This window comes from Mycobacterium sp. GA-1285, from assembly GCF_001499905.1.
In the GTDB taxonomy this organism is placed as follows: Bacteria; Actinomycetota; Actinomycetes; order Mycobacteriales; family Mycobacteriaceae; genus Mycobacterium.
On the sequence record NZ_LQIS01000054.1, the window covers coordinates 25,062 to 49,731 of the forward strand.

25 protein-coding genes are annotated in these 24,670 nt (G+C 67.2%); 21 read left to right on the forward strand and 4 right to left on the reverse strand.

Annotated elements, in window-relative coordinates; all coding sequences use genetic code 11:
- Window positions 1–5 precede the first annotated feature (5 nt).
- Window positions 6–1,424, forward strand: coding sequence for an adenylosuccinate lyase (gene purB, locus AU193_RS20930; protein ID WP_064424308.1), 1,419 nt, complete (start codon window positions 6–8; stop codon window positions 1,422–1,424).
- Complete coding sequence (locus AU193_RS20935) at window positions 1,421–2,650, forward strand: cytochrome P450 (RefSeq protein ID WP_064424309.1); 1,230 nt, start codon at window positions 1,421–1,423, stop codon at window positions 2,648–2,650. The genes purB and AU193_RS20935 overlap by 4 nt, the downstream gene beginning before the upstream one ends.
- A gap of 5 nt (window positions 2,651–2,655) precedes the next feature.
- Here AU193_RS20935 and AU193_RS20940 read toward each other — a convergent pair whose 3' ends face one another.
- Together AU193_RS20940 and AU193_RS20945 are read right to left on the reverse strand one after the other, a co-directional pair.
- Window positions 2,656–3,534, reverse strand: a complete 879-nt coding sequence (locus AU193_RS20940) for a type IV toxin-antitoxin system AbiEi family antitoxin domain-containing protein (protein WP_064424310.1) — start codon at window positions 3,532–3,534, stop codon at window positions 2,656–2,658.
- Window positions 3,535–3,633: 99 nt separating this feature from the next.
- Window positions 3,634–4,251 carry a hypothetical protein gene (locus AU193_RS20945; protein ID WP_064424311.1) on the reverse strand — a complete coding sequence of 206 codons (618 nt, stop codon included), beginning with the start codon at window positions 4,249–4,251 and terminating at the stop codon, window positions 3,634–3,636.
- A gap of 31 nt (window positions 4,252–4,282) precedes the next feature.
- On the opposite strand from AU193_RS20945, the gene AU193_RS20950 reads away from it, so the two are divergent.
- The 6 genes from AU193_RS20950 to AU193_RS20975 all read left to right on the forward strand — a co-directional run bounded on the left by AU193_RS20950 (window position 4,283) and on the right by AU193_RS20975 (window position 10,829).
- The gene (locus tag AU193_RS20950) at window positions 4,283–5,182 is read left to right on the forward strand and encodes a phosphoribosylaminoimidazolesuccinocarboxamide synthase (RefSeq protein WP_064424312.1); all 900 of its coding nucleotides are present in this window, start codon (window positions 4,283–4,285) and stop codon (window positions 5,180–5,182) included.
- Window positions 5,179–7,284, forward strand: coding sequence for a S9 family peptidase (locus AU193_RS20955; RefSeq protein WP_064424313.1), 2,106 nt, complete (start codon window positions 5,179–5,181; stop codon window positions 7,282–7,284). Before AU193_RS20950 ends, AU193_RS20955 begins: the two co-directional genes overlap by 4 nt.
- A 44-nt stretch (window positions 7,285–7,328) precedes the next feature.
- Window positions 7,329–7,886, forward strand: coding sequence for a TetR/AcrR family transcriptional regulator (locus tag AU193_RS20960; protein ID WP_064424314.1), 558 nt, complete (start codon window positions 7,329–7,331; stop codon window positions 7,884–7,886).
- 9 nt (window positions 7,887–7,895) lie between these two features.
- Window positions 7,896–8,393: a glutathione peroxidase gene (locus AU193_RS20965; protein ID WP_064424315.1), complete on the forward strand. Its 498-nt coding sequence runs from the start codon at window positions 7,896–7,898 to the stop codon at window positions 8,391–8,393.
- A 69-nt stretch (window positions 8,394–8,462) separates the two neighbouring features.
- Window positions 8,463–9,167 (forward strand): DUF2334 domain-containing protein, encoded by a 705-nt coding sequence (locus AU193_RS20970; protein ID WP_064424316.1) that lies wholly within the window; start codon window positions 8,463–8,465, stop codon window positions 9,165–9,167.
- A 24-nt stretch (window positions 9,168–9,191) separates the two neighbouring features.
- Window positions 9,192–10,829: an FAD-binding dehydrogenase gene (locus AU193_RS20975; protein WP_064424317.1), complete on the forward strand. Its 1,638-nt coding sequence runs from the start codon at window positions 9,192–9,194 to the stop codon at window positions 10,827–10,829.
- 28 nt (window positions 10,830–10,857) lie between these two features.
- Here the strand turns inward: AU193_RS20975 and AU193_RS20980 are convergent, their stop codons facing one another.
- Complete coding sequence (locus AU193_RS20980) at window positions 10,858–11,511, reverse strand: MBL fold metallo-hydrolase (RefSeq protein WP_064424318.1); 654 nt, start codon at window positions 11,509–11,511, stop codon at window positions 10,858–10,860.
- Window positions 11,512–11,557: 46 nt separating this feature from the next.
- Here AU193_RS20980 and AU193_RS20985 point away from each other — a divergent pair, with 46 nt between their 5' ends.
- From AU193_RS20985 to AU193_RS21040, 12 genes are all read left to right on the forward strand, one after another.
- Window positions 11,558–12,235: a hypothetical protein gene (locus AU193_RS20985; RefSeq protein ID WP_064424319.1), complete on the forward strand. Its 678-nt coding sequence runs from the start codon at window positions 11,558–11,560 to the stop codon at window positions 12,233–12,235.
- 35 nt (window positions 12,236–12,270) lie between these two features.
- Window positions 12,271–12,510 (forward strand): phosphoribosylformylglycinamidine synthase subunit PurS, encoded by a 240-nt coding sequence (purS, locus tag AU193_RS20990; protein WP_064424320.1) that lies wholly within the window; start codon window positions 12,271–12,273, stop codon window positions 12,508–12,510.
- Window positions 12,507–13,181, forward strand: a complete 675-nt coding sequence (gene purQ / locus AU193_RS20995) for a phosphoribosylformylglycinamidine synthase subunit PurQ (RefSeq protein WP_064424321.1) — start codon at window positions 12,507–12,509, stop codon at window positions 13,179–13,181. Before purS ends, purQ begins: the two co-directional genes overlap by 4 nt.
- Window positions 13,182–13,318: 137 nt before the next feature.
- Window positions 13,319–13,603 (forward strand): type VII secretion target, encoded by a 285-nt coding sequence (locus tag AU193_RS21000; RefSeq protein WP_064424322.1) that lies wholly within the window; start codon window positions 13,319–13,321, stop codon window positions 13,601–13,603.
- A 2-nt stretch (window positions 13,604–13,605) separates the two neighbouring features.
- Complete coding sequence (locus tag AU193_RS21005) at window positions 13,606–14,946, forward strand: hypothetical protein (RefSeq protein ID WP_064424323.1); 1,341 nt, start codon at window positions 13,606–13,608, stop codon at window positions 14,944–14,946.
- Window positions 14,943–15,680 (forward strand): hypothetical protein, encoded by a 738-nt coding sequence (locus AU193_RS21010; protein WP_156425317.1) that lies wholly within the window; start codon window positions 14,943–14,945, stop codon window positions 15,678–15,680. The genes AU193_RS21005 and AU193_RS21010 overlap by 4 nt, the downstream gene beginning before the upstream one ends.
- Window positions 15,681–15,780: 100 nt before the next feature.
- A complete protein-coding gene (locus AU193_RS21015; protein WP_064424325.1) occupies window positions 15,781–17,040 on the forward strand; it encodes a M18 family aminopeptidase in 1,260 nt (419 codons plus the stop codon).
- A 15-nt stretch (window positions 17,041–17,055) separates the two neighbouring features.
- Entirely contained in the window at window positions 17,056–17,412 is a 357-nt protein-coding gene (locus tag AU193_RS21020; protein ID WP_064424425.1) for a VOC family protein, read from the forward strand.
- A 9-nt stretch (window positions 17,413–17,421) separates the two neighbouring features.
- A complete protein-coding gene (gene purL, locus AU193_RS21025) occupies window positions 17,422–19,740 on the forward strand; it encodes a phosphoribosylformylglycinamidine synthase subunit PurL (RefSeq protein WP_064424326.1) in 2,319 nt (772 codons plus the stop codon).
- On the forward strand, window positions 19,737–21,461 hold the full coding sequence (locus tag AU193_RS21030; RefSeq protein ID WP_156425318.1) for an alpha/beta-hydrolase family protein: 1,725 nt from the start codon (window positions 19,737–19,739) through the stop codon (window positions 21,459–21,461). The genes purL and AU193_RS21030 overlap by 4 nt, the downstream gene beginning before the upstream one ends.
- Window positions 21,461–22,084 carry a CPBP family intramembrane glutamic endopeptidase gene (locus tag AU193_RS21035; protein ID WP_064424327.1) on the forward strand — a complete coding sequence of 208 codons (624 nt, stop codon included), beginning with the start codon at window positions 21,461–21,463 and terminating at the stop codon, window positions 22,082–22,084. The genes AU193_RS21030 and AU193_RS21035 overlap by 1 nt, the downstream gene beginning before the upstream one ends.
- Window positions 22,081–22,863 (forward strand): SDR family NAD(P)-dependent oxidoreductase, encoded by a 783-nt coding sequence (locus AU193_RS21040; RefSeq protein WP_064424328.1) that lies wholly within the window; start codon window positions 22,081–22,083, stop codon window positions 22,861–22,863. The genes AU193_RS21035 and AU193_RS21040 overlap by 4 nt, the downstream gene beginning before the upstream one ends.
- 3 nt (window positions 22,864–22,866) lie before the next feature.
- Here the strand turns inward: AU193_RS21040 and AU193_RS21045 are convergent, their stop codons facing one another.
- Window positions 22,867–24,075 carry an MCE family protein gene (locus tag AU193_RS21045; protein WP_064424427.1) on the reverse strand — a complete coding sequence of 403 codons (1,209 nt, stop codon included), beginning with the start codon at window positions 24,073–24,075 and terminating at the stop codon, window positions 22,867–22,869.
- 16 nt (window positions 24,076–24,091) lie between these two features.
- Between AU193_RS21045 and AU193_RS21050 the strand changes: the two genes are divergently transcribed.
- The gene (locus AU193_RS21050; protein ID WP_064424329.1) at window positions 24,092–24,493 is read left to right on the forward strand and encodes a sterol carrier family protein; all 402 of its coding nucleotides are present in this window, start codon (window positions 24,092–24,094) and stop codon (window positions 24,491–24,493) included.
- Window positions 24,494–24,670: the final 177 nt, after the last annotated feature.

A 24,670-nucleotide genomic window follows, 5' to 3' on the forward strand; every position in this document is an offset into this window, starting at 1 on the left:
TGTTTGTGACGATCCCCAACGTGCTGGCCAATCGGTACGCCAGCGAGGACATGGTGGCCATCTGGTCACCGGAAGCCAAGGTCGTCGCGGAGCGCCGGCTGTGGCTGGCGGTGCTGCGCGCCCAGGCCGAACTGGGCGTCGATGTGCCCTCCGGCGTGATCGACGACTACGAGCGGGTGCTCGAACAGGTCGACCTCGCATCGATAGCCGCGCGCGAACGCGTGCTGCGCCACGACGTCAAGGCGCGCATCGAGGAGTTCAATGCGCTGGCGGGCCACGAACACGTGCACAAGGGCATGACGAGTCGCGACCTGACCGAGAACGTCGAGCAGCTCCAGATCCGGCGTTCGTTGGAGCTGGTGCATTCCCATGGCGTCGCGGTGGTGGCCCGGCTGGCCGAGCGCGCCGTGCTGTACCGCGATCTGGTGATGGCCGGCCGCAGCCACAACGTCGCGGCACAGGCCACCACGCTGGGCAAGCGGTTCGCCTCAGCGGCCGAGGAGCTGCTGATCGCATTGGAGCGCCTGCGCGCGTTGACCGACCGCTATCCGTTGCGCGGTGTGAAGGGTCCGATGGGCACCGCCCAAGACATGCTGGATCTGTTCGACGGCGATACCTCCCGACTGGCCGACCTCGAGCGGCGGGTCGCCGAATTCCTCGGCTTCACAGAGATTTTCACCAGTGTCGGGCAGGTGTACCCGCGCTCGCTGGACCACGACGTCGTCTCTGCGCTGGTGCAGGTGGGTGCCGGACCGTCGTCGCTGGCGCACACCATTCGGTTGATGGCCGGCCACGAGTTGGTCACCGAAGGCTTCGCACCCGGGCAGGTGGGTTCGTCTGCGATGCCGCACAAGATGAACACGCGTTCGTGTGAACGGGTGAACGGGCTGCAGGTGGTGCTGCGCGGTTACGGTTCCATGGCGGCCGAACTCGCTGGCGCGCAATGGAACGAGGGCGACGTGTTCTGCTCGGTCGTGCGCCGCGTGGCCCTGCCGGATGCGTTCTTCGCCGTCGACGGACAGATCGAGACGTTCCTGACGGTGCTCGACGAATTCGGTGCCTACCCCGCGGTGATCCAGCGCGAACTGGACCGCTACCTGCCGTTCTTGGCGACGACGCGAATCCTCATCGCCGCTGTCCGGGCCGGCGTGGGCCGGGAAACCGCGCACGAGGTGATCAAGGAGCACGCCGTGGCGGTGGCGTTGGCCATGCGGGAGAAGGGCCAGGAACCCGATCTGCTGGATCGGTTGGCCGCCGACGCGCGGCTGCCGCTGGACCGACCGGCGCTGGATGCGGCGCTCGCCGACAAGCAGGCGTTCACCGGGGCGGCAGGTGATCAGGTCGACCGCGTCGTCACGGCGGTCGACGAGCTGGTGAGCCGCTATCCCCAAGCGGCCAAATACACTTCGGGTGCCATCTTGTGACGCTGGCCGGGATCGACTTCACCGATCTGGACAACTTCGCGAACGGATTTCCGCACGAGCTGTTCGCGGTGCATCGGCGTGAGGCGCCGGTGTACTGGCATGAGCCGACCGAACACACCCCCGACGGCGAGGGATTCTGGTCCGTCGCGACATACGCCGAAACGCTTGCGGTGTTTCGTGATCCGCAGACTTTCTCGTCGGTGACCGGTGGTTCCCGGCCCTACGGTGGCACGCTGCTGCAGGACTTGGCGATCGCCGGTCAGGTGCTCAACATGATGGACGACCCCCGGCATTCGCAGATCCGCCGGCTCGTCAGCTCGGGACTGACGCCGCGGATGATCCGCAGGGTGGAATACGATCTGCGTGCGCGTGCCCGGCGGCTGTTGGATGCGGTGAAGCCGGGGGAACCCTTTGATTTCCTGGTCGACGTGGCGGCCGAGCTACCGATGCAGATGATTTGCATTCTGCTGGGAGTGCCGGAGTCCGAACGGTATTGGTTGTTCGAGGCGATCGAGCCGCAGTTCGACTTCGGTGGCTCGCGCAGGGCGTCGGTCGGCCAGTTGACCGCCGAAGAGGCCGGCTCGCGGATGTACACCTACGGTCAGGAGTTGATCGCCGCCAAGCGCGCGTGCCCGACCGACGACATGTTGTCGGTGGTCGCGAACGCCTCCCTGGATGACACCGGAGACCACGGTGCGCTCTCGGATCTCGAGCTCTATCTGTTCTTCAGCCTGTTGTTCAGTGCCGGTGCCGAGACGACGCGCAACGCAGTGGCGGGTGGACTGCTGGCGTTGATCGAGAATCCGGATTCGCTGGCCGCGCTGCGCGACGATTTCGCGCTGCTGCCGTCGGCGGTCGAGGAGATGGTGCGCTGGTCGTCGCCGTCACCGTCGAAGCGGCGCACCGCAACCCGCGACGTGTCGTTGGGTGGATGCGAGATCGAAGCCGGTCAGAAGGTGCAGATCTGGGAGGGTTCGGCCAACCGAGACGAGGCGGTATTCACCGATGCCGACGTGTTCGACATCGCCCGTAAGCCGAATCCGCACCTGGGTTTCGGCCAGGGTGTGCACTACTGCCTCGGCGCGAACCTGGCGCGGCTCGAGCTGCGTGTGTTGTTCGAGGAGTTGCTGACACGCTTCTCCGAGGCCCGGCTGGTCAAGCCTGTCGAATGGACGCGCAGCAACCGGCACACCGGCATTCGGCATCTCGTGGTCGAGCTGCGGTGAGTGGGTCAGTGACGTTCGGTTGACGGAATCTGCCCGGTCGCGGCGGCGATCTCGGCGATCACCCGCTTTGGATACGCCGTCAGGTCAAGCCAGGTGAAGCGCAGCACCTTCCAGCTCAGCAGCGCGATCGCGTTCTGCCGATTGCGATCGACCTGGAACACCTCGCTGTCGGTGTGGAAGGCCCACCCGTCGACCTCGATCGCGACGTTCCCGCGCACGAATGCGACGTCGACCTTGTAGCCGCCGACGGGATGGTTCGTCTTCCAACCCGTGAAACCAGCCTCCCGCAGCAGCTTCACGAGAAGTCGTTCGGCCTCGGAACGCGCACCGTCTTCGGCGGCGCGTAGGAGACGCCGTGCGGCGGGTGAACCGTGTCGGCCCTTGTTGCGCAGATGCGCTCGCCACAGCTGGGCGAGTTCGACGTGTCGCTGCAGGGCGGCGTCCATCAGCTTCGGCCCGCCGCCGCGTCGGACCGCGGCTTCGATGACTGTCAGCGGCATAGCGGTGATCCGCAGGCCTTCCCGCTCGACGATGTCGCGGGGCGACAAGTCGCGCCTTCGCGCTTTCATCCCCGGCCTCGGTCGAAAATTGCTCACCCTCGGCACGGTGACCTCGACGATGTCGGGAGCGAATTTCGTGATCCCGTGCCACCACGCCGCCGCCAGTCCGCTGGCCGCCGCTCGTGGACCGAACGACCACACCGACGCCCTGATACGCGCGGCGTCGCTGAACGGACGATCGTTTGCGAAGAAAACCCCCAACGAGCATCGCAACCAATGGCCTGATCGCACACGTCGGTTCACCGCGTGTCTGCTGAGACCGCACTGCAGAGCTTGCGCCAGCGTGATCACACCGTCGTTTCGCCGGAGATGGTCGTCGAGCATGCTCTTTTTCGACGCATCAGCGTCTGCGAACGGTTCCTTCCGCGCGATTTGTGCACATCAGCGAGCGGTGAGCGCTCCCGAGTGTGCACAAATCGCTCGTTAGAGGCGGCGCGCCACCCCCGACGAGCGCAGCTCCAGCGCAGCCAGGCCGCGAATCGCGTCGGCGTCGTGCGTGCGCCACGCTTCGACGGGGTCGGCGTGCACGGCGACCAGCTTGGCCAGCGGCCGGTTGGCCAGCGCTCGCAGCGCCAGCAGTTGCTCGCCCGCGGGTGTGCGGGCGAGCGTGATCGCGGTCCACTTGCGGCGGAAGAACCGCAGCCGCAGGTACAGCCACGGCATCGCGACGAACAGGATCGGCGGCGCGGCCACCGCCAGCGCCAGTACCCACGCCAACCACGACGCCGTGCTGTCGAGGCTGTGACCGGCGTCGGCGATGTCGAGCGCCGCCTCGCTGGCGGCCCGCAGCGGCTTGCTGAGCGCGTCGCCGATGAGCGGGAAGTCGTCGGTGCGCTCGCCCGCCGCATCGAGGTTGTCGGCGACTCCGTTGGCGCCGGTCTCGACCTGGCGGCCCACCGCGGCGATCGTCGAGACCGCCGAGTGCACAGCCATGCCGACCAGCACCCAGACCGTGGTCCAGGCGACCACGACGAAATCACTCCCGAGCTGGGCCAAGATCCGCGAGGGTCTGGTGGCGTAGGGGATAAACCGCGAAGTCATGGCTGTAGATGCTGCCCGATAGGCTGGCCCGATGCGCCCCGCTCTGTCCGACTATGAACATCTGGCCAGTGGCAAGGTTCGCGAACTGTATCGCGTGGACGACGAGACGCTGCTCTTCGTGGCCAGCGACCGCATCTCCGCCTACGACTACGTCCTCGACTCGCTGATCCCCGACAAAGGTCGCATCCTGACGGCGATGAGCGTGTTCTTCTTCGACCTGTTGAGTCGGACCGCCGGCACGCCCAATCACCTGGCCGGTGCACCCGACGACGAGCGCATCCCCGCCGACGTGCTCGGTCGCGCGCTGGTCGTACAGGAACTCGAGATGTTGCCGGTGGAGGCGGTGGCCCGCGGTTACCTCACCGGTTCGGGACTCATCGACTATCAGAACACAGGCACGGTATGCGGTATCGCACTTCCCGCCGGGCTGGTCGAGGCCAGCAAGTTCGACGAACCACTGTTCACCCCGGCGACCAAAGCCGAACTGGGACAGCACGATCAGAACATCTCGTTCGACGACGTGGTCGAGCTGATCGGTGAGCAGCGGGCCGAACAACTGCGCGACCGGACATTGGAGACGTACCGCCGCGGGGCCGAGCATGCATTGACCACGGGAATCATCGTCGCCGACACCAAGTTCGAGTTCGGGGTTGACAAGAACGGTGACCTGCGGCTGGCCGACGAGGTGTTCACCCCCGATTCGAGTAGGTACTGGCGGGCTGACGACTGGAGGGAAGGCGTCGTGCAGGAGAGCTTCGACAAACAGTTCGTCCGCAACTGGCTCACATCCGAGGAGTCCGGGTGGGACCGCGCCGGCGACACGCCTCCGCCGCCGCTGCCACCGGACGTCGTCGAGTCCACCCGCGCTCGCTACATCGAGGCCTACGAACGCATTTCGGGACTGGACTTCGACGACTGGATCGGTGCATGAAGCCGCCGGTGGCCAAGCGCGTCGACACCCGGCGTGAGCATCACGGCGACGTCTTTCTCGATCCCTATGAGTGGCTGCGCGACAAGACCAACCCCGAGGTGATCGCACATCTGGAGGCGGAGAACGCCTACACAGAACACGTCACCGAACACCTTGCACCCCTGCGGCAGGCCATCTTCGACGAGATCAAGGCCCGCACCAAGGAAACCGACCTGTCGGTGCCGACCAGGCGCGACGCATGGTGGTATTACGGTCGCAGCTTCGAGGGCAAGCAGTACAGCGTGCATTGCCGTTGCCCCGTCGCCGATCCCGACGACTGGACGCCCCCGGTGCTCGACGAGAACACCGAGATCCCCGGCGAGCAGGTTCTGCTCGACGAGAACGCCGAGGCCGAAGGCCACGAGTTCTTCTCGCTGGGCGCCGCCTCGGTCAGCCTGGACGGCAACACCCTCGCCTATTCGGTCGACCTCAAGGGCGACGAGCGGTACACGCTGCGGTTCAAGGACTTACGCACAGGTGAGCTGTACGAGGACACGATCACCGGTATCGGCCCTGGTGCGACGTGGGCGGCCGATAACCGCACCCTCTACTACTCGACGCTCGACCAGGCCTGGCGCCCGGACACCATATGGCGGCACCGCCTCGGCTCGGGGTTGCCCGCGCAGAAGGTCTACCACGAACCAGACGAACGGTACTGGCTCGGCGTCGGCCGCACCCGCAGCGACAAGTACGTCATCATCGCCGCCGGCAGCGCCGTCACCTCCGAGGTGCGCTACGCCGACGCGACCGACCCGGACGCCGAATTCACGATCGTGTGGCCGCGTCGCGGCTTCGTCGAGTACTCCGTCGAGCACGCCGTCGTCGGCGGTGAGGACCGGTTTCTCATCCTGCACAACGACGGTGCGGAGAACTTCACCCTCGTCGAGGCGCCTGTCGGCAACCCCACCGCGGTTCGCACCCTGATCGAACACCGCGACGACGTCCGCCTGGACTCCGTGGACGCGTTCGACGGACACCTCGTGGTCAGCTACCGCAGTGAGGCGCTGCCGAAGATCCAACTCTGGCCCCTCCACCCGACCGGTGAGTACGGCCAGCCCGAAGACTTCACCTTCGAGTCCGAGCTGACGTCGGCGGGACTGAGCGCCAACCCGAACTGGAGCTCACCCAAACTGCGCATCGGTGCCACCTCCTACACCACCCCGGTGCGTATCTACGACGTCGACCTGGCCACCGGCGAGCGGACACTGTTGCGGGAACAGCCCGTGCTCGGCGACTACCGGCCCGAAGACTATGTCGAGCGGCGTGATTGGGCGACCGGGCTCGACGGGGTGCGGATACCGATCTCGATCGTGCACAAGATCGGCCTGCAGTATCCGGCGCCCACACTGCTGTACGGCTACGGCGCTTACGAAGCCTGCGAGGATCCGCGATTCTCCATCGCGCGGCTGTCGTTGCTCGACCGCGGGATGGTGTTCGCGGTGGCCCATGTACGGGGCGGCGGTGAACTCGGCCGGCCGTGGTACGAGCACGGCAAGATGCTCGGGAAGAAGAACAGCTTCGCCGATTTCATCGCTGTCGCACAGCATCTCGTGCAGACCGATGTCACCCGACCGGAGAACCTGGTGGCTTACGGGGGCAGCGCCGGAGGTCTGCTCGTCGGCGCCGTCGCCAACATGGCTCCGGAGTTGTTCGCGGGCGTCTTGGCGGTGGTGCCGTTCGTCGACCCGCTCACCACGATCCTCGACCCGTCGCTGCCGCTGACGGTCACCGAGTGGGACGAGTGGGGAAACCCGTTGGAGAACAAGGATGTCTACGAGTACATGAAGTCCTACTCGCCCTACGAGAACGTTGAGCCGAAGAACTATCCGCGAATCCTCGCCATGACGTCGCTGAACGACACTCGGGTGTACTACGTCGAGCCGGCGAAATGGGTTGCCGCACTTCGCCACGCCAAGACCGACAATCATCCCGTGCTGTTGAAGACGGAGATGAATGCCGGCCACGGCGGCATCAGTGGGCGATATGAACGCTGGAAGGAAACCGCCTTCCAGTACGCCTGGCTACTGGACGCCGCCCAGGCCGATCACGAGCGCCTCCCCTGAACCAGAAATCTAGTCACTGTCAAGATCTCCGCTATGATGGCCGCATGAGCAGGGCGTCCTACCACCACGGCGATCTGAAGGCCGTCATCCTCGCGGAGGCGGCGAGGCTGGTCGCCGAGCGCGGCGCCGACGGGATCTCGCTGCGAGAACTCGCACGGGTCGCGGGGGTGTCGCATGCCGCGCCCGCACACCACTTCACCGACCGGCGCGGCGTGTTCACCGCGCTGGCCGCGCAGGGCTGGCGCAAGCTGGCAGGAGCGCTCGCCGAGGCGAAGCCGGAATTCATCGATGCCGCACTGGCGTACGTGCGCTTCGCGCTCGACCATCCCGGGCACTACGCGGTCATGTTCGACCGCTCGCTCGTCGACCCGGACGACGCGGACCTGAGGGCGGCTCGGGAGGCGGCGGGCGCGGAACTGAGACAGGGTGTGGGCACCCTCGACGATCCGCGCGCCGCACAAGACCCTGCGGCGGCGGCGCTCGCGGCCTGGTCACTGGTGCACGGCTTTTCGTTGTTGTGGCTGAACAAGGCGATCGACGCAGACGGTGATCCGATCGCGACCGTGCACCGGGTTGCGGGCATGCTGTTCGAGACGGGGTAACGTGCGGGCATGACCGATACTCCGCTGACCGACATCGCTGTGACCACGCTCGACGGCCGCGACACCACGCTTGGCGAACTGGCCGACGGCGCCGCGCTGGTGGTCAACGTCGCCTCGAAATGCGGTCTCACGCCGCAGTACACCGCGCTCGAGCAGTTGGCAAAGGATTACCACGACCGCGGACTGACCGTGATCGGCGTGCCGTGCAACCAGTTCATGGGCCAGGAACCCGGCACGGCCGAGGAGATCGCCGAGTTCTGCTCGACGACGTACGGCGTGACGTTTCCACTGCTCGCCAAGACCGATGTCAACGGCGCCGACCGGCACCCGCTGTACGCCGAGTTGACCAAGACGCCTGACGACAGCGGCGAGGCCGGCGACATCCAGTGGAACTTCGAGAAGTTCCTGCTTGCGCCGGGCGGAAGAGTCGTCAAGCGGTTCCGGCCGCGCACGCAACCCGATGCCCCCGAGGTGATCGCGGCCATCGAGGACGTGCTGCCGCGATAGCAGCCGATGGTCACCTGCCGTCAGCGTGTTGTAAACCGTTGGGACACCTGACGTTGCCACACTGACGGCGTGGCTGGACAGCTGATCGTCTCCGTCTCCGGGATCACCGATCGCACGATGCCCGACGTCGCGGACTTCTGCGCGCAACTCGACGCCCGCGATGTGCCGGTCTCCTGGCTGGTGGCGCCGAGGATCAAGGGCGGCTACCGGCTCGAGGAGGACGCCGCCACGGTCGGTTGGCTTGCCGCCCGGCGAGATACCGGTGACGCGATCGTGTTGCACGGCTTCGACGAGGCCGCCACCAAGAAGCGACGTGGAGAATTCGCGACGCTGCCCGCACACGAGGCCGGCCTGCGGTTGATGGCCGCCGACCGCGTGATGGAGCACCTGGGTCTGCGCACACGGCTGTTTGCGGCCCCGGGATGGACCGTGTCTCGCGGCACCGCGCTGATGTTGCCGCGGAAGGGCTTTCGTCTTCTCGCCGGGTTGACCGAAATCGCCGATCTGGTTCGGGGGACGGCCGTGCGGTCGCGCGTGCTCGGTATCGGCGAGGGCTTTCTCAGCGAACCTTGGTGGTGCCGCACTCTGGTGCTGTCCGCCGAGCGAACGGCCCGGCGGGGCGGAATCGTGCGAGTCGCCGTAACCGCCCGGCACCTGCGTCGGCCGGGCACGCGACAGGCGATGCTGGATGCCGTCGACCTCGCACTCATGCATCGCTGCGTGCCGGATGTCTACAAATGGCATCCGGACCCGGCAATGACCGCCGCCGCTTGACTGCCGCCCGCTAACGTGGCGGCCATGGCAGATGCTGACGTCATCGTCGTCGGAGCCGGGCTCGCGGGCCTGGTGGCGGCCTGTGAACTCGTCGAACGCGGGCGCCGCGTGCTGATCGTCGACCAGGAGAACGCCGACAACATCGGCGGTCAGGCCTTCTGGTCGTTCGGCGGGTTGTTCTTCGTCGACAGCCCGGAGCAACGGCGGCTGGGCATCCGCGACAGCCACGAGTTGGCGCTTCAAGACTGGCTTGGCTCGGCTGGATTCGACCGTCCGGAGGATCACTGGCCGCGGCAATGGGCGTATGCCTATGTCGATTTCGCGGCGGGCGAGAAGCGCGGCTGGCTGCGGGAGCGCGGTCTGCAGACGTTCCCGATCGTCGGCTGGGCTGAGCGCGGTGGGTACGACGCACGCGGACACGGGAACTCGGTGCCGCGCTTTCACATCACCTGGGGCACCGGGCCCGCGATCGTCGACATCTTCGCTCGCCGCCTGACTGGGCGGGTCACGTATGCGCACCGGCACAGGGTCGACGAGCTCATCGTCGAGAACGGAGCTGTCGTCGGCGTGCGCGGAACAGTGCTCGAACCCTCCGACGCGCCCCGCGGCGTGGCCACCTCGCGAGAGTCGGTCGGACAGTTCGAGTTTCGGGCGCAGGCGGTGATCATCGCCAGTGGCGGCATCGGGGGCAACCACGACCTGGTGCGACAGAACTGGCCTAAGCGGATGGGTCGGGTACCCGAACAGCTGCTGTCCGGTGTGCCCGCACACGTCGACGGCCGCATGATCGGCATCACCGAGGCGGCCGGGGCGCGGGTGATCAACAGTGACCGCATGTGGCACTACACCGAGGGCATCACCAACTACGACCCGATCTGGCCGCTGCACGGGATCCGCATCCTGCCCGGACCGTCGTCGCTGTGGTTGGACGCCAACGGCAACCGACTGCCCTCGCCGCTGTATCCCGGATTCGACACGCTCGGCACGCTCGAACACATCGCCCAGACCGGGCAGGACTACACGTGGTTCGTTCTCAACGCCCGGATCATCGCCAAGGAGTTCGCGCTGTCGGGGCAGGAACAAAACCCCGACCTCACCGGTCGCAGCGTTCGCGACGTGTTGACGCGGGTCCGTGCCGGGGCGCCGGCGCCGGTGCAGGCGTTCGTCGACCGGGGTGTCGACTTCGTCAGCGCCGGTTCCCTGCGCGACCTGGTCTCGGCGATGAACGACGTCCCCGATGTGCTCCCACTCGATTACGCGACGGTCGCCGCTGAGGTCACCGCCCGCGACCGCGAGGTGGCCAACAAATTCACCAAGGACACCCAGATCGCCTCGATCCGGTTGGCGCGCAACTACTTCGGCGACCGCGTGAGCCGCGTCGTCGCCCCGCACCGGTTGACCGATCCCAAGGCAGGGCCGCTGATCGCGGTGAAGTTGCACATCTTGACGCGAAAATCCTTGGGCGGGTTGGAGACCGATCTCGATGCGCGCGTGCTCAAGAACGACGGCACCGCGTTCGACGGCCTGTTCGCCGCCGGGGAGGCGGCGGGCTTCGGCGGTGGCGGCGTACACGGCTATCGGTCGCTGGAGGGCACCTTCCTCGGTGGCTGCGTGTTCTCCGGACGGGCCGCCGGCCGCGCGGCGGCGCGCGACACGGCCTGAGCTCAGAACCCCGCGGCGGAGCCGCGAATCAGAATTGCGTGCCGTTCTCGGGTTCGAGCACCTGAAAATCGGTGTCGGTCATCTCCGTGAGCCGCCCGTAGAAGATCCCGCGAGCACTGGGATCGATGATCCCCTGGTGGATGGGCACCGCATGCGTCGGCGCCACCGCGCGCAGGTAATCGACCGCCTCGGAGATCTTCATCCATGGCGCGGCGGCGGGCGTGGCCAGCACGTCGACCGGTTCGCCCGGCGCGTACAGGGCGTCGCCGGGATGCATGAGGCGGGCGCGATGGGTGCCGTCGTCGACGAGGTAGGAGATGTTGTCGATGACCGGGATCTCCGGATGGATCACCGCGTGTTTGCCTCCGACGCCGCGCACGGTCAGATGGTCGATGGTCAGGACATCGCCCACGTTGACCGCGCGCCAAGGATCGCCGAGTTGCGCGGCGGTCTGCGGATCGGCGTACAGGGCGGCTTGCGGGTTGGCGTCGAGCAGGGCGGGCAGCCGCTCGGTGTCGGCATGGTCGGGATGCTGATGGGTGATCAGGATCGCCGACAGGCCGGTGATGCCTTCGAATCCGTGCGAAAAGACGCCCGGGTCGAACAGGATCGTCGCTTCATCACCGGATTCGCTCGTGAAATTGGCCAGTAAGCATGAATGTCCGAAATGGGTCAACTGCATGCCTATATTGTGGCGGCGCTGGCTGTGTTCAGGGGGTAGTTGAGTCGTGCGTTTGCTGCTGGCGGTGACCCTGGCCACGTTCGGCCTGGCGTTGACCGCCGGCCCTGTGCCCGGCCCTGGCGCGCGGGCGGTTCCCGGCGTGTGCCCCCCGATCTGCGACGCGATCCCCGATGCGGCATGGCCGTCATCCAGCGCGCTTCCGTTGTCCTCGGTGTACCGGTGGCCGGGACTGGCGGGGCTGGCCGTCAGCGCGCCCGCGCCGCGGTTTCTGTTCGAGGAACTCTGCGCCAGCCCGCCCGTGCCGGGCGACCCGCGCGACTACGTCGTGGCAGCCACGGCGCAGGTTCGCAATCCGGATGGTCAGTGGCAGTTGCGGGCGCAGGTGCTGCATTGGCGCGGGAGCGTCGCGCACAACGGACCCCTCACCCGCGCGGTGCTCGACTCGGCGCGGTCGCGGCTGCGCACCTGCCAGTTGACGGCGCCGCTGGTCTCGCCGTCGATCACGATGGCCGACCCCGAGCGGATGGTCGCGGTGATCAGCGTTTCCGGGCAGGAAGTGGTGCATCAGTACCTGTTGGCCCATCCCAGCAGCGGCAGCGTCGTCGAACTCGCACTGTGGTCGACGCTGCCCCTGCAGGTGCCGTGGCCTTCGGTACCCGACGCGCAGGTTCTCGACGCGCTGGCCGCCCCGCTGTGCGAGGCATACCTCGGTTCGTGCCGGTGAGTCGCACGCGACGCAACCGCCGGTACAGTTGACGCGTGGCAAGGGTGGTGGTGCACGTGATGCCCAAGGCCGAGATCCTCGACCCGCAGGGGCAGGCGATCGTCGGCGCGTTGGGCCGCCTCGGCTTCGACGGTATCTCAGATGTGCGGCAGGGCAAGCGTTTTGAGCTCGAGGTCGATGACAGCATCGACGACGCCACCCTGGCCGAGATCGCGGAATCGCTGCTGGCGAACACCGTGATCGAGGACTGGTCGGTGAGCAGGGAGCAATCATGACCGCGCGTGTGGGCGTCATCACATTCCCGGGCACCCTCGACGACGTCGACGCTGCGCGGGCGGTTCGGTTGGCCGGTGCCGAGGCGGTTCCGCTGTGGCATGCCGATGCCGATCTGCGAAACGTCGACGCCGTGGTGGTACCCGGCGGCTTCTCCTACGGGGACTATCTGCGCGCGGGCGCGATCGCGAAGTTCGCACCCGTGATGGGTGAGGTCATCCGGGCGGCGGAGGGGGGCATGCCGGTTCTGGGGATCTGCAACGGATTTCAGGTGCTGTGCGAGGCCGGTCTACTGCCCGGCGCGTTGACCCGCAACGCCGGGCTGCACTTCGTCTGCCGCGACATCTGGTTGGAGGTGGCGTCGAACTCCTCGGCGTGGACATCGCGATACGAGGCCGGCGCCGACGTGCTGATTCCGCTGAAGTCCGGCGAGGGACGTTACGTGGCCAGCGACAGGGTGCTCGACGAGCTCGAGGGCGAAGGCCGCGTGGTGTTCCGCTACCGCGAGAACCCGAACGGCTCGCAGCGCAACATCGCCGGCATCAGCTCGGCCAACGGCCGCGTCGTCGGCCTCATGCCGCATCCCGAACACGCCACCGAGGCGCTGACCGGACCGTCCGACGACGGCCTCGGCCTGTTCTACAGCGCGCTCGACGGCGTCCTCAGCGCCTGAGCGCCCTCCTTCACCTGCCATCTGCGCCTGCCATCTCCGCGAGCGTGCAGATTTGCTGCGCGGAGTGCCTCTGCGGCGGTGTTAGGTTCACATCGGAGGAGGTGTGCCGAATGCCACCGCCGAGACCAGGGGGCACAGTGTTAGTCGATCCAGATGTGTTGCGGGCCTTCGCCGCACAAGTAGATACCGCCGCGGCGACGATCGTCGGGTTCGACGTCGCCGCCCGAGGTGTCTCGGCGACGGACGGACTGCCGGGCTCGGCGACGCAGTGGGCCGCTCGTCAAGTCGGCCGCCATCTGGGGCTGGCCGCGAGCGATGTGGTCGATGACATTGTCTTTCTGGGTACCGCGGTGCGTGGCGCCGGCGACCGTTACGAAGTGGACGACGCGTCCCTTGCGGTTACGTTCGAGCAGTTGTTCTGACCATGCTTCCGTCACGTTCCAGGTTGCAGGGCTGGGCCCCGGAGTCGCTGTTCTCGTCCGCGTCGGCGATCAGGGACGCCGGCAAATCGATCTACGAAGCGGTTCTCGGCCTCGACGATCGCATCGACAGGATGCCCGAGGCGCGAGGATGGGCCGGCGAGGCACACGACGCCGCCGCGGACATGTTCGGCCGGGCCACCGCGCGGGCGTCCGTGGTCAAGAACTACGCCGAAGCGTTCGCCGACGCGCTGGAAGGGGGTAGCGCGGCGATCGGGCAAGCCAGGACGGCCCTCCTGGGCACGGCCGACGAGATCGACAGCGGGCCGCTCCACGTCACCGACCAGTGGGTCGTGATGATCGACCCCGCCGCGATGTCCGCGCAGCAATCGGCCGAACTTCAGAAGCAGGCGCAGACGGCGCAAGCCACTATCAACGATCTGCTGCTCGCGGTCGGTGAGGCCGACGACAGGACCGCGCGGCAACTGCTGTTGGCGAGGATCGAGGGCGAAGTCTTCGAGAATCTCGAATACGGACCGCCGGGCCCGATTCCGGCGCTTCCGGGCGACGATGTCTTCTCCCCCTCGACCGAGGAGGGCAAGCAGTTTCAGGAGATCGCCCGAGCGCAGGACTTGGCGACGACCGTCCGTGAGGTCACCGAGACGGTCGACGACCACGGAAACCGGCTCACCACATACACAATGCTCGACGGCAGCGAACAAGTCGCAACCGAATATGTCGGCCAAGGTTCGCCCAGCGAGCAGCTTTACCCGGTGGGCACCGTCACCGTTTCCCACACCGACAAGAACGGCAAGGCGGTGTCGCTCACCTCGACCATCCCGCGAGAAGAGGGAGGCAAGCTCACCGAGGTGTGGTACGCGAACGGAACGCACGTGGCCATCTCGGAGACCGCCGAGGGAGTTCTCACCGGCAGCTGCACGACACCCGATGGTCGGACCGGGATATTGCCGGATTCCTTCTTCAACGATCCGGTCCCCACCTTGGCCGGCGGCATGCTGTCCGGACTGGAAAAGCTACCCGCAAAGGGGATTCCGGTATTGAGTGCCGATGTGCTTGACGGGCTCAGGGCGGGTGGGAAGTTCGGCGGGCCAGCCGTCGGCGTCGCATCGATGATCTACAACATGGTGTCGGCAGAGACGCTGCATGACCGCTGTGTCGCTGCGTGGTCCGGTGGCGTCGGACTGGTCGGCGGGCTGGCGACTTCGGTTGGCGTGGGAGCGATTCCCGGGGTGGGGCCGGCCGCCGCGATGGGCATCAGCACCCCGGCCGGCTTCATTTGGGGATACGTCGGGGAATTGGTCGGCAATATAGTGTGTCCGCCGTGAAATCGTCGACAGCCGCCGTGTTCATGGGCGTCTTCTGCGTGCCGTTCGGGCTGTTCTGCTTGATTTGGACAGTCATCTTCACGGTTCGCGCCCAGTACCTGTCGGCGATCGTTTCCCTGGGAACTGCCGTCTTTCTCCTCGGGTACATCGCGATGTTGGCCCTGGTCGCGAATCGTGAAGTAATACCGCGGGTCAGCCGCGACGACTCTGGGACGACGTTTCGGCCCGACCGGAGGGTCGACCGTCTTCTCATGGTCGCCAGCTTCGCCGCGTTCGTCGCGATGGTCGTCTACGCCATCTTCGCGCCGCTCGAGATGCTCAACATCCGTCCACCGCGCGGATACGAACGCTACCTCGTAATCGCCTGCGCGAGCGGTGCTTTCGTCAGCGTATTCAGCTTGCGGCAGATCGTCCGTCGCCGTGGGACGAGTTATCTCCGAATGACTGTGCACGGCATCGAGACGGGAACCACGATGACGTCTGAAGAAAGCCCCTGGGACGACGTCACGGACGTCGCGGACCGAAAGCCCAATGCGCGCCATGCCAACGGAGCCACATACATCATCGATTCCGACGGACGTCCCCGAGAACTGCCGACCCACTGGTACACACCTGATGGTCATGCCCTACGCGAATTGATGCGCTTCTACTGGCAACATCCCGACGACCGTGAGGAACTCGCTGACGGGCGCGCGATCCGCCGGCTCGAGGCAGTGTCTCGCGGCGCGTCGTGAGCTGGGCCCACCGCGCAGCGAGGGGAACCACGCGCTCGCGGAAACAAAGAAAGCCGGGCCCTGGTGTCAACGATCTTGATTCACCCGTAATGATGGACGAATGGCAGCCAGCCCCCAGAGCCTGTGCGAATTCATCGACGCGTCGCCGTCGCCGTATCACGTCTGCGAGACGGCGGCGGCGCGCCTGCGCGAGGCGGGTTTCCGGGAACTGTCCGAAGCCGACCCGTGGCCCGGCCGCGGTGAGTTCTTCGTCCTGCGAGCCGGATCGCTGGTCGCCTGGCGGGCCGACGAGGGTAGCCGCGACTCCTCGTTTCGGATCGTCGGCGCCCACACCGACAGCCCGAACCTGCGCGTCAAACAGCACCCCGACCGGTTCGTCTCGGGTTGGCGCGTGGTCGCGCTGCAGCCTTACGGCGGCGCGTGGCTGAACTCGTGGCTCGACCGCGATCTCGGGATCAGCGGCCGGCTCTCGGTGCGCAGCGGCAGCGGACTGGAGCACCGGCTGATCCGGATCGACGAGCCGATCCTGCGGGTGCCGCAGCTGGCCATCCACCTCGCCGAGGACCGCAAGGCCGTCGAGCTGAACCCGCAGCGTCACGTCAACGCGGTATGGGGCGTGGGTGGGGGGCCCCGGTCGTTCCTCGACCACGTGGCCGAGGAAGCCGATGTGGCCGCCGACGATGTGCTGGGCGCCGACCTGATGACCCACGACCTCACCCCGTCGCGGCTCGTCGGCGCCGACCGCGACTTGGTGAGCGCACCGCGGCTGGACAACCAGGCGACCTGCTATGCCGGGCTGGAAGCGTTCCTGGCGGCCGAACCGAGCCGATATTCGCCGGTGCTGGTGCTCTTCGACCACGAGGAGGTCGGATCGCAGTCCGACCACGGCGCCCAGTCCGACCTGCTGTTGACGGTGCTCGAGCGCATCACGCTCAGCGAGGGCGGCGGGCGCGAGGACTTCCTGCGGCGCCTCCCCGGCTCGATGGTGGCGTCCGGCGACATGGCGCACGCCACACACCCGAACTACCCGGAGCGCCATGAACCCGGACACCTGATCGAGGTCAATGCGGGACCGGTGCTCAAGGTGCAGCCCAACCTGCGGTACGCGACCGACGGACGCACCGCCGCCGCGTTCGCGCTGGCATGCGCCCAGGCCGGAGTGCCCCTGCAGCGCTACGAACACCGAGCCGACCTGCCGTGCGGGTCCACGGTCGGGCCGATGACCGCGGCGCGCACCGGCATCCCGACCGTCGACGTCGGCGCTCCGCAGCTGGCCATGCATTCCGCTCGGGAGGTGATGGGGGCCGGTGACGTCACCGCCTATGCCGCGGCGTTGACGGCGTTTCTGTCACCGCGGTGATCTATGGTCGGCGCCATGACTCTCTCCATGGTGAACGTCTCCTTCGACAGCACCGATCCCGACCGGCTCGCCGAATGGTGGGCCCGCGCCCTGGGCGGCCAGGTAAACCCTTTGGCGCCAGGCTTTTTCGTGACGGTCTCGCAACCAGGCACCGGCGCCGGCCTGGGCTTCCAGAAGGTCGACGATCCCACGCCGGGCAAAAATCGCCTCCATCTCGACCTCGGCGCCGATGACATCGAGGCGGAGGTCGATCGGCTGGTCCAACTGGGCGCCACCGAAACGGGTCGCCACAGCATTGGTGACTTCGGGTGGGTGGTGCTGGCCGACCCGGACGGCAACGCGTTCTGCGTCGGTTCGGCCGACCACCCTTAGAATGGCTTCGTGACGCCGGAGCTAACCCACACCATCGACACCGTCGACAGAGCCGCCGCCACTCCCGATCATCCCCAGCCGTTCCGCGAACTCGGCCTCAAGGACGACGAGTATCAGCGGATCCGCGACATCCTGGGCCGCAGGCCGACCGACGCCGAACTGGCGATGTACTCGGTCATGTGGAGCGAGCACTGTTCGTACAAGTCGTCGAAGGTGCACCTGCGCTACTTCGGCGAGACCACCACCGACGAAATGCGCAAGACGATGCTGGCCGGCATCGGTGAGAACGCCGGCGTCGTCGACATCGGTGACGGCTGGGCCGCCACCTTCAAGGTCGAGTCGCACAACCACCCGTCCTACATCGAGCCCTACCAGGGCGCGGCCACCGGTGTCGGCGGCATCGTCCGCGACATCATGGCCATGGGCGCGCGTCCAGTCGCGGTGATGGACCAGTTGCGGTTCGGTGCGGCCGACGCACCCGACACCCGTCGCATCGTCGACGGGGTGGTACGCGGTATCGGCGGCTACGGCAATTCGTTGGGACTACCCAACATCGGTGGCGAGACTGTGTTCGACGCGTCCTACGGCGGTAACCCGTTGGTGAACGCGTTGTGTGTGGGCGTTCTGCGCAAGGAGGACCTGCACCTGGCGTTCGCGTCGGGCACCGGCAACAAGATCATCCTGTTCGGCGCCCGTACCGGCCTCGACGGCATCGGCGGGGTCAGCGTGCTGGCCAGTGACACCTTCTCCGGCGACGAATCCGGCTCGGGCCGCAAGAAGCTGCCCTCAGTTCAGGTGGGCGACCCGTTCATGGAGAAGGTGCTCATCGAGTGCTGCCTGGAGCTGTACGCCAACGATCTGGTGGTCGGCATCCAGGACCTCGGCGGAGCCGGATTGTCCTGCGCCACATCTGAACTCGCGTCGGCCGGTGACGGCGGCATGCGCATCGAGCTGGATGCGGTGCCGTTACGGGCGGCGAACATGACGCCCGCCGAGATCCTGTCGAGCGAGTCACAGGAACGCATGTGCGCCGTCGTCACGCCCGAGAACGTCGACAAGTTCATGGCGGTGTGCCGCAAGTGGGAGGTGCTGGCCACGGTCATCGGCGAGGTCACCGACGGCGACCGCCTCCAGATCACCTGGCACGGTGAAACCGTCGTCGACGTGCCCCCGCGCACCGTTGCCCATGAGGGCCCGGTCTACAAGCGACCGGTGCAGCGGCCCGACACGCAGGATGCGCTCAACGCCGACACCACCGCCAAGCTGCCGCGGCCGTCGACGGGCGACGAGCTCAAGGCGACTCTGCTTGCGCTGCTTGGCAGTCCGCACCTGTGCAGCCGCGCGTTCATCACCGAGCAGTACGACCGATATGTGCGCGGCAACACCGTGCTGGCCGAAGACGCCGACGGCGGCTTGTTGCGCGTGGATGAGGCCACCGGCCGCGGCATCGCGATCTCGACCGACGCGTCGGGCCGCTACACCGCGCTCGACCCGTACACCGGGGCGCAGTTGGCGCTGGCCGAGGCCTACCGCAACGTCGCGGTCACCGGCGCGACACCGGTCGCGGTGACCAACTGCCTGAACTTCGGCTCACCGGAGGATCCCGGTGTCATGTGGCAGTTCAGCCAGGCCGTGCGCGGTCTGGCCGAAGGCGCTGCGGCGCTGGGCATTCCGGTCACCGGCGGCAACGTCAGCTTCTACAACCAGACCGGGACCACCGCGATCCTGCCCACACCGGTGGTCGGTGTGCTCGGTGTGATCGACGATGTCCGCCGACGCATTCCGACCGGGTTCGGTGACGAGCCCGGCGAGACGTTGATGCTGCTGGGGGAGACCCGCGACGAGTTCGACGGATCGATCTGGGCTCAGGTCACCGCGGATCACCTGGGTGGGCTGCCGCCGCGGGTGGACCTTGCGCGCGAGAAATTGCTCGCCGAGGTGCTCACGGCCGCCTCGCGCGACGGCCTGGTCTCCGCGGCGCACGACCTGTCCGAGGGCGGCTTGATCCAGGCGGTGGTCGAGGCCGCGCTGCGTGGCGAATCCGGCTGCCGCATCGTGATTCCCGAGGATTGGCAGGACGGCACGGGTCCCTTCACGTTCTTGTTCTCCGAATCGGCGGGACGGGTTCTCGTCGCGGTGCCGCGCACGGAGGAGAGCCGCTTTCGCTCGATGTGCGAGGCTCGCGGACTGCCCGCCACCCGCATCGGCGTGGTGGACCGGGCCGGCCAGGACGAAGAGGCCGCGATCGAAATCCAAGGCCTGTTCACCGTCACTTTGGAGGACCTGCGCAACACGTCGGAGAGCGTGCTGCCCAGGTTGTTCGGGTGAGTGAGCGCACCCGACGACAACACCCCATATACGTCTGGGCGTGGCGCCTGCTCCGCCTCGATTTCGTCGGAATCGCGTTCGGCGCGCTGTTCTTCTGCCTGTCGCTGACTCCCTCGCTGCTACCCCGGGACTGGTTGTTCGCCGGGTTGATCGGCGGTATCAACGCCGCCATCGGCTACGGTATCGGCGTCTTTCTCGCAAAGATGGTGCGCCGCTTCGTCTTACGGCGTGTCAGCTGGTGGCCACCTGCGAGGTGGGTGCTGTGGGCCGCCAAGAGTTTGACCGTGGTGCTGGCGATCGCGGCCAGCGTGCTCATGGTGATTCCTGCCGCCGCATGGCAGCGGGAGGTGTCGGCGGTGATGGGCATGGAAGGCCCCGCCACGTTCGGATATCTGCGTACGCTGGTGCTCGCGTTGTTCGTCGGCGCGGTTTGTGTGGCCACCGCCCGCGTGCTGCTCGACATCATCAAGACGATGGCCCGGTTTTTCATCCGCCGGTGGCATCTGCACGACGAGGTGGCACTGTTCATCGGCACCGCGATCGTCGTGGTGCTGGCCATCACGCTCATCAACGGCGTCCTGGTCCGCGGTTTCCTGGCCGGCGCCAACCGCGTGTTCCAGCCGCAGAACACCACGACCAGGGCGGGCGTTGTCCAGCCGCTCGAGTCTGAAAAGTCGGGCAGCCCAGAGTCATTCGTCGCCTGGGACACCCTGGGCTATCAGGGTCGTAACTTCGTGGCGACCGGACCGCACGCCGATGAGCTCACCGAACTCAACGGCGCCCCCGCCGAGGAACCCATCCGCGTGTATGTCGGCCTGCAGACCGCCGACACCGACGAGCAGCGGATGGCGGTGTTGCTCAGCGAACTCGAGCGCACCGGCGCGTTCGACCGCGAGCTGCTCGTGATCATCCCCACCACCGGCACCGGCTGGATCAATCCCGTGGCGGCCCGATCGCTGGAGATGATGTACAACGGCGACACCGCCCTGGTGGGTTCGCAGTACTCCTTCCTGCCGAGCTGGATCTCCTTCCTCGGCGACCAGCAGAAGTCGATGGAATCCGGCCGCATGATGATCGACGCTATTCATCGACGGTGGCAACAACTTCCGGAGGACCGCCGACCCAAACTCGTGCTCTACGGAGAGAGTCTTGGTTCGATGGCCGGCCAAGGCGCGTTCGACTGGCTCCCCGACATCTCGCGGATGGGTTTCTCGTCGGTGTTGTGGGTCGGCCCGCCGAACGCCAGTCCTCTGTGGAAGGCGATCACCGAGCGGCGCGATCCCCGCACCCGCGAAGTCGAACCCCGCTACGACAACGGCCGCACCGTGCGCTTCTCCCAGGCCACCGATCCCGCGGAGATCGCCAAGGTGACCGCCACACCCTGGGAGGGCACGCGCGTGTTGTTCCTGCAGCATCCCTCCGATCCGATCGTGTGGTGGTCGCCCGACCTGCTGTTCACCCGGCCCGACTGGTTGCGCGAACCGCCGGGCATCGACCGCACCGCGTCGATGCGGTGGTATCCGATCGTCACCTTCGGACAGGTCGCCGCCGATATGACGAACGCGAGTTCGGTGCCCGGCGGCCACGGCCACAACTACGGCGATCTCGTGCTCGACGGGTGGGCCGCCGTCGCGCCTCCGGACGGATGGACTCCCGAGGACACCGAACGGATCCGTACCGCACTCACCAAGACCGAGGCCAACGGCGGACCCGAGTACTGATGCGAGCGTTGAAGTTCCGGGCTGTCGCCGTCGCCGTCGCCCTGGTGGTTTGGAGTTTCATCGCGCCCCGGGTGCGGTTTCACCCGGTGTGGAACGCCGCGCTGGGCGCAGGTGTCTACGCCCTCGCGCGGCCTCCGCTGGGGCTGCGCCCGCCGGCCCTGTGGTCCGGCCTGCGTTACGGCCTCGCCGCCGCCGCGCCGATCGCGCTGGGCGTTGCCGTCGCCACTGCGATCCCCTCGGTGCGACGCGGAATGGCCGCCCGAGAACTGCCCGATCATCCGGTGCGGTGGATGGCGCTGGACATTCCCATGGGGACCGTCTGGCCCGAGGAGGTGGCCTACCGCGCGACGCTGGGCAACGCCGCCGAGAACGCGTTCCGGCCGGCCGGCGGGCGCCTGTTGCAATCGGTGGCATTCGGACTCTGGCACATCATGGACGCCCGCATCACACGCAACCCGGTGTTGGGCACCGTCCTGTTCACCGGCGTCGCTGGCTGGATGTTCGGGTGGCTGCACGCGCGGTCGGGCAGCGTCGTGGCGCCGATGCTGGCCCACCTGGCCGCCAACGAAGCCGCGGCGTTGGCGGCGCTGACCGTCCAGCGGCGCATAGAGTCCCGGTCATGAGCACACCCCGTTCACGCACCTTCGTCGTGACCGGCGCGGCGTCAGGCATCGGCTTGGCCACCGCCAGGCGCCTGCTCGCCGACGGCGGCCGGGTGATCGGTGCCGATGTGGTCGAGCCACGTGAGAACCCGGGTGGCGGTTTCGAGTTCGTCAGCGCCGACATCACCGACGAGGCCGCGGTGGCCAAGGTCTTCGCCGCGGTGAGCGGCCGTCTCGACGGTGTCGTGCACGCCGCGGGGGTCGCCGGCGGTGGGCCGGTTCATTTGCTCGACCGCGCCGAGTGGGACCGCGTCATCGCGGTCAACCTCACGGGGACGTTCCTGGTGGCCAAGGCCGCGTTGGCGAAGATGATCGAACAACCCCGGGTGGACGGTGAGCGCGGGTCGATCGTCACCCTGGCCAGCGTCGAAGGGCTGGAGGGTACCGCAGGCGGCAGTAGCTACAACGCGGCCAAGGGAGGCGTCGTGATCCTGACCAAGAACATCGCGCTCGACTACGGCCCCAGCGGTATCCGCGCGAACGCCATCTGCCCCGGTTTCATCGACACTCCAATGCTGGAAAACGTGATGGGCCTGGAAGGCATGGAGGGCCCGCTGCGGTCCATCACCGAAGAACATGCGCTGCAGAGGCGCGGCAGACCCGACGAGATCGCCTCGGTCGCAGCGTTTCTCGTATCACGGGAGGCGTCGTTCGTCACCGGTCAGGCGATCGCGGTCGACGGCGGTTACACCGCCGGACGCGACCACGGCGTGGTGAAACTGTTCGGACTCCCCGACTGAGGTTCACGGGTTGATCGTCAACTCGCCGATCTGGCGGCCCCATACGTACTCGATGAACATCGGTTGGCCGAGTTCGACGTGGTTGTAGGGGGCGATGCCGGCACCGGTGTCCATCACCAGGTAGGGCATCGGATACAGGTCGCGGGTGACGTCCTGCCAGCAGCCCGGGCGGCCTTCCGGCCCGCCTGTGGCGTTGACCCGCGGCAGGTTGTCCGGATAGATGTACGGGTTACCAGCGCCGGCCAGGATGCCGCCACCGCCGGTCAACGAATATCCGTTGCCTCCCAACGTCCTCGCGACCCTGGGCTGGACTTCGGCGTACTTGCGGATTGAGCAGAAGATCGCGGGGCTGTGGTAGTCCAACAGCTCCGAAGTCGGCACCAGATCCACCGCGCCCCGCACGAGATACGGTCCGCCGCGTTCGAAAGAGTCGGCCGCTACGTCGGCGAAGCCGAGCGCGGCCATGAGTGCGGCGTCGATGTCGGCGCGGTGCTCGTTGACGGCGCGCGCGGACGTTGCGGCGTCCCGCAGTGCGTCCCACAGGTCTGCCGACGCGTCGGCGTAGACATCGGCGAGACCGGCCAACAGGCGAATGTCGGTGCGGATAGCCGGAATCCGTGCGTTGAGGTCGTCGAGGATCCGGTCGCCGTTCACCAGCGATTCACCGAAACCGTTGCCTCCGAGGCCGCTGAGCGCCTCCGCCGTCGCGGCCAACGTTTGGTTCAACTTGATCGGGTCGACCATCTCGGCGATCGCCAGGACCGTCTCGAACACGGTGTTGAATTCGGTGGTCACCGCGGATGCCGCGATCACCGCCCCGGCGGAGATGTGTTGCGCCGAAGGATGATTCGGAGACTCGAGCGAGACGTACTTGTTGCCGAACACCGTGGTGGCCAGAATCTCGGCCGTCACGTTCGCCGGAATGCGCTCCAGGTAGCGCGGATCGACCTCCAACGACAACTCCGCCCGCTGCCCTACGGCGCTGTCGGCGTGGGAGATCCCGCTGACTCGACCGATCTCGACACCGTTGTAGGTCACCTTGGCTCCCCGTTCGACCACCAGGCCCGCGCGCGGCGCCAGCAGGGTCAGCTGCGCCTGACGGCGCAGGTCGCCGCGAAACTGGAGGTACAGCAGGCCCGCCGCGACGGTGACGACGATCAGCAGCACCGCACCGGCCACCTTGTACGGCGGCTTGTGACGGTCGACGAACACTTTGAGACAGTAGGTTATGGCCACTCCCCGAAGGGCCCGTACGGCCGATCCGGTGAAGACCCGGGCCGCGGTCGCGGGGGTGGCCGACTGGTTGCGCGACGACTCTCACGCCGAACCGTCGCGCACCGAACTCGGCGAGGCGGTCCGATTGACGGCGCGCATGCTCGCGGCGGTGGCGCCCGGCTCCAGCGTGGAGGTTCGCGTGCCGCCGTTCGTCGCGGTGCAGTGCATCGAGGGTCCGGCTCACCGGCGCGGCAACCCGCCCAACGTCGTCGAGACCGATCCGCGGACCTGGCTGCTCCTGGCCACCGGCCTGACCACCGTGCCCGACGCGGCCGCGGGCGGAACGCTGAGCATGTCGGGTTCACGCGCCGGCGAGATCGCCCAATGGCTGCCGCTGGTCGACCCCGCCGGTTAACTTGACCACACTGGCCGTGTGGTGAGTTGGGGACTCCACAGCTCGTTCACCGACCGGACGTACACCGAAATCGCAGGTCCGGTAGGGGTTGAAGCCCCGCCGAATCCCGTTTGCGTGGAAACGGCGACACCCCCGCCGCATTCCGTGATTGACCCGTGATGTACGTAGACTGAGGCG

Bases quoted from the DNA above. Each gene is read 5' to 3' on its own strand.
- AU193_RS20940 (WP_064424310.1), bottom strand. From the start codon at position 3,534: ATGCTCGACGACCATCTCCGGCGAAACGACGGTGTGATCACGCTGGCG.
- AU193_RS20945 (WP_064424311.1), bottom strand. From the start codon at position 4,251: ATGACTTCGCGGTTTATCCCCTACGCCACCAGACCCTCGCGGATCTTG.
- AU193_RS20950 (WP_064424312.1), top strand. From the start codon at position 4,283: ATGCGCCCCGCTCTGTCCGACTATGAACATCTGGCCAGTGGCAAGGTT.
- AU193_RS20955 (WP_064424313.1), top strand. From the start codon at position 5,179: ATGAAGCCGCCGGTGGCCAAGCGCGTCGACACCCGGCGTGAGCATCAC.
- AU193_RS20960 (WP_064424314.1), top strand. From the start codon at position 7,329: ATGAGCAGGGCGTCCTACCACCACGGCGATCTGAAGGCCGTCATCCTC.
- AU193_RS20965 (WP_064424315.1), top strand. From the start codon at position 7,896: ATGACCGATACTCCGCTGACCGACATCGCTGTGACCACGCTCGACGGC.
- AU193_RS20975 (WP_064424317.1), top strand. From the start codon at position 9,192: ATGGCAGATGCTGACGTCATCGTCGTCGGAGCCGGGCTCGCGGGCCTG.
- AU193_RS20980 (WP_064424318.1), bottom strand. From the start codon at position 11,511: ATGCAGTTGACCCATTTCGGACATTCATGCTTACTGGCCAATTTCACG.
- purQ (WP_064424321.1), top strand. From the start codon at position 12,507: ATGACCGCGCGTGTGGGCGTCATCACATTCCCGGGCACCCTCGACGAC.
- AU193_RS21005 (WP_064424323.1), top strand. From the start codon at position 13,606: ATGCTTCCGTCACGTTCCAGGTTGCAGGGCTGGGCCCCGGAGTCGCTG.
- AU193_RS21015 (WP_064424325.1), top strand. From the start codon at position 15,781: ATGGCAGCCAGCCCCCAGAGCCTGTGCGAATTCATCGACGCGTCGCCG.
- AU193_RS21020 (WP_064424425.1), top strand. From the start codon at position 17,056: ATGACTCTCTCCATGGTGAACGTCTCCTTCGACAGCACCGATCCCGAC.
- AU193_RS21035 (WP_064424327.1), top strand. From the start codon at position 21,461: ATGCGAGCGTTGAAGTTCCGGGCTGTCGCCGTCGCCGTCGCCCTGGTG.
- AU193_RS21040 (WP_064424328.1), top strand. From the start codon at position 22,081: ATGAGCACACCCCGTTCACGCACCTTCGTCGTGACCGGCGCGGCGTCA.
- AU193_RS21050 (WP_064424329.1), top strand. From the start codon at position 24,092: ATGGCCACTCCCCGAAGGGCCCGTACGGCCGATCCGGTGAAGACCCGG.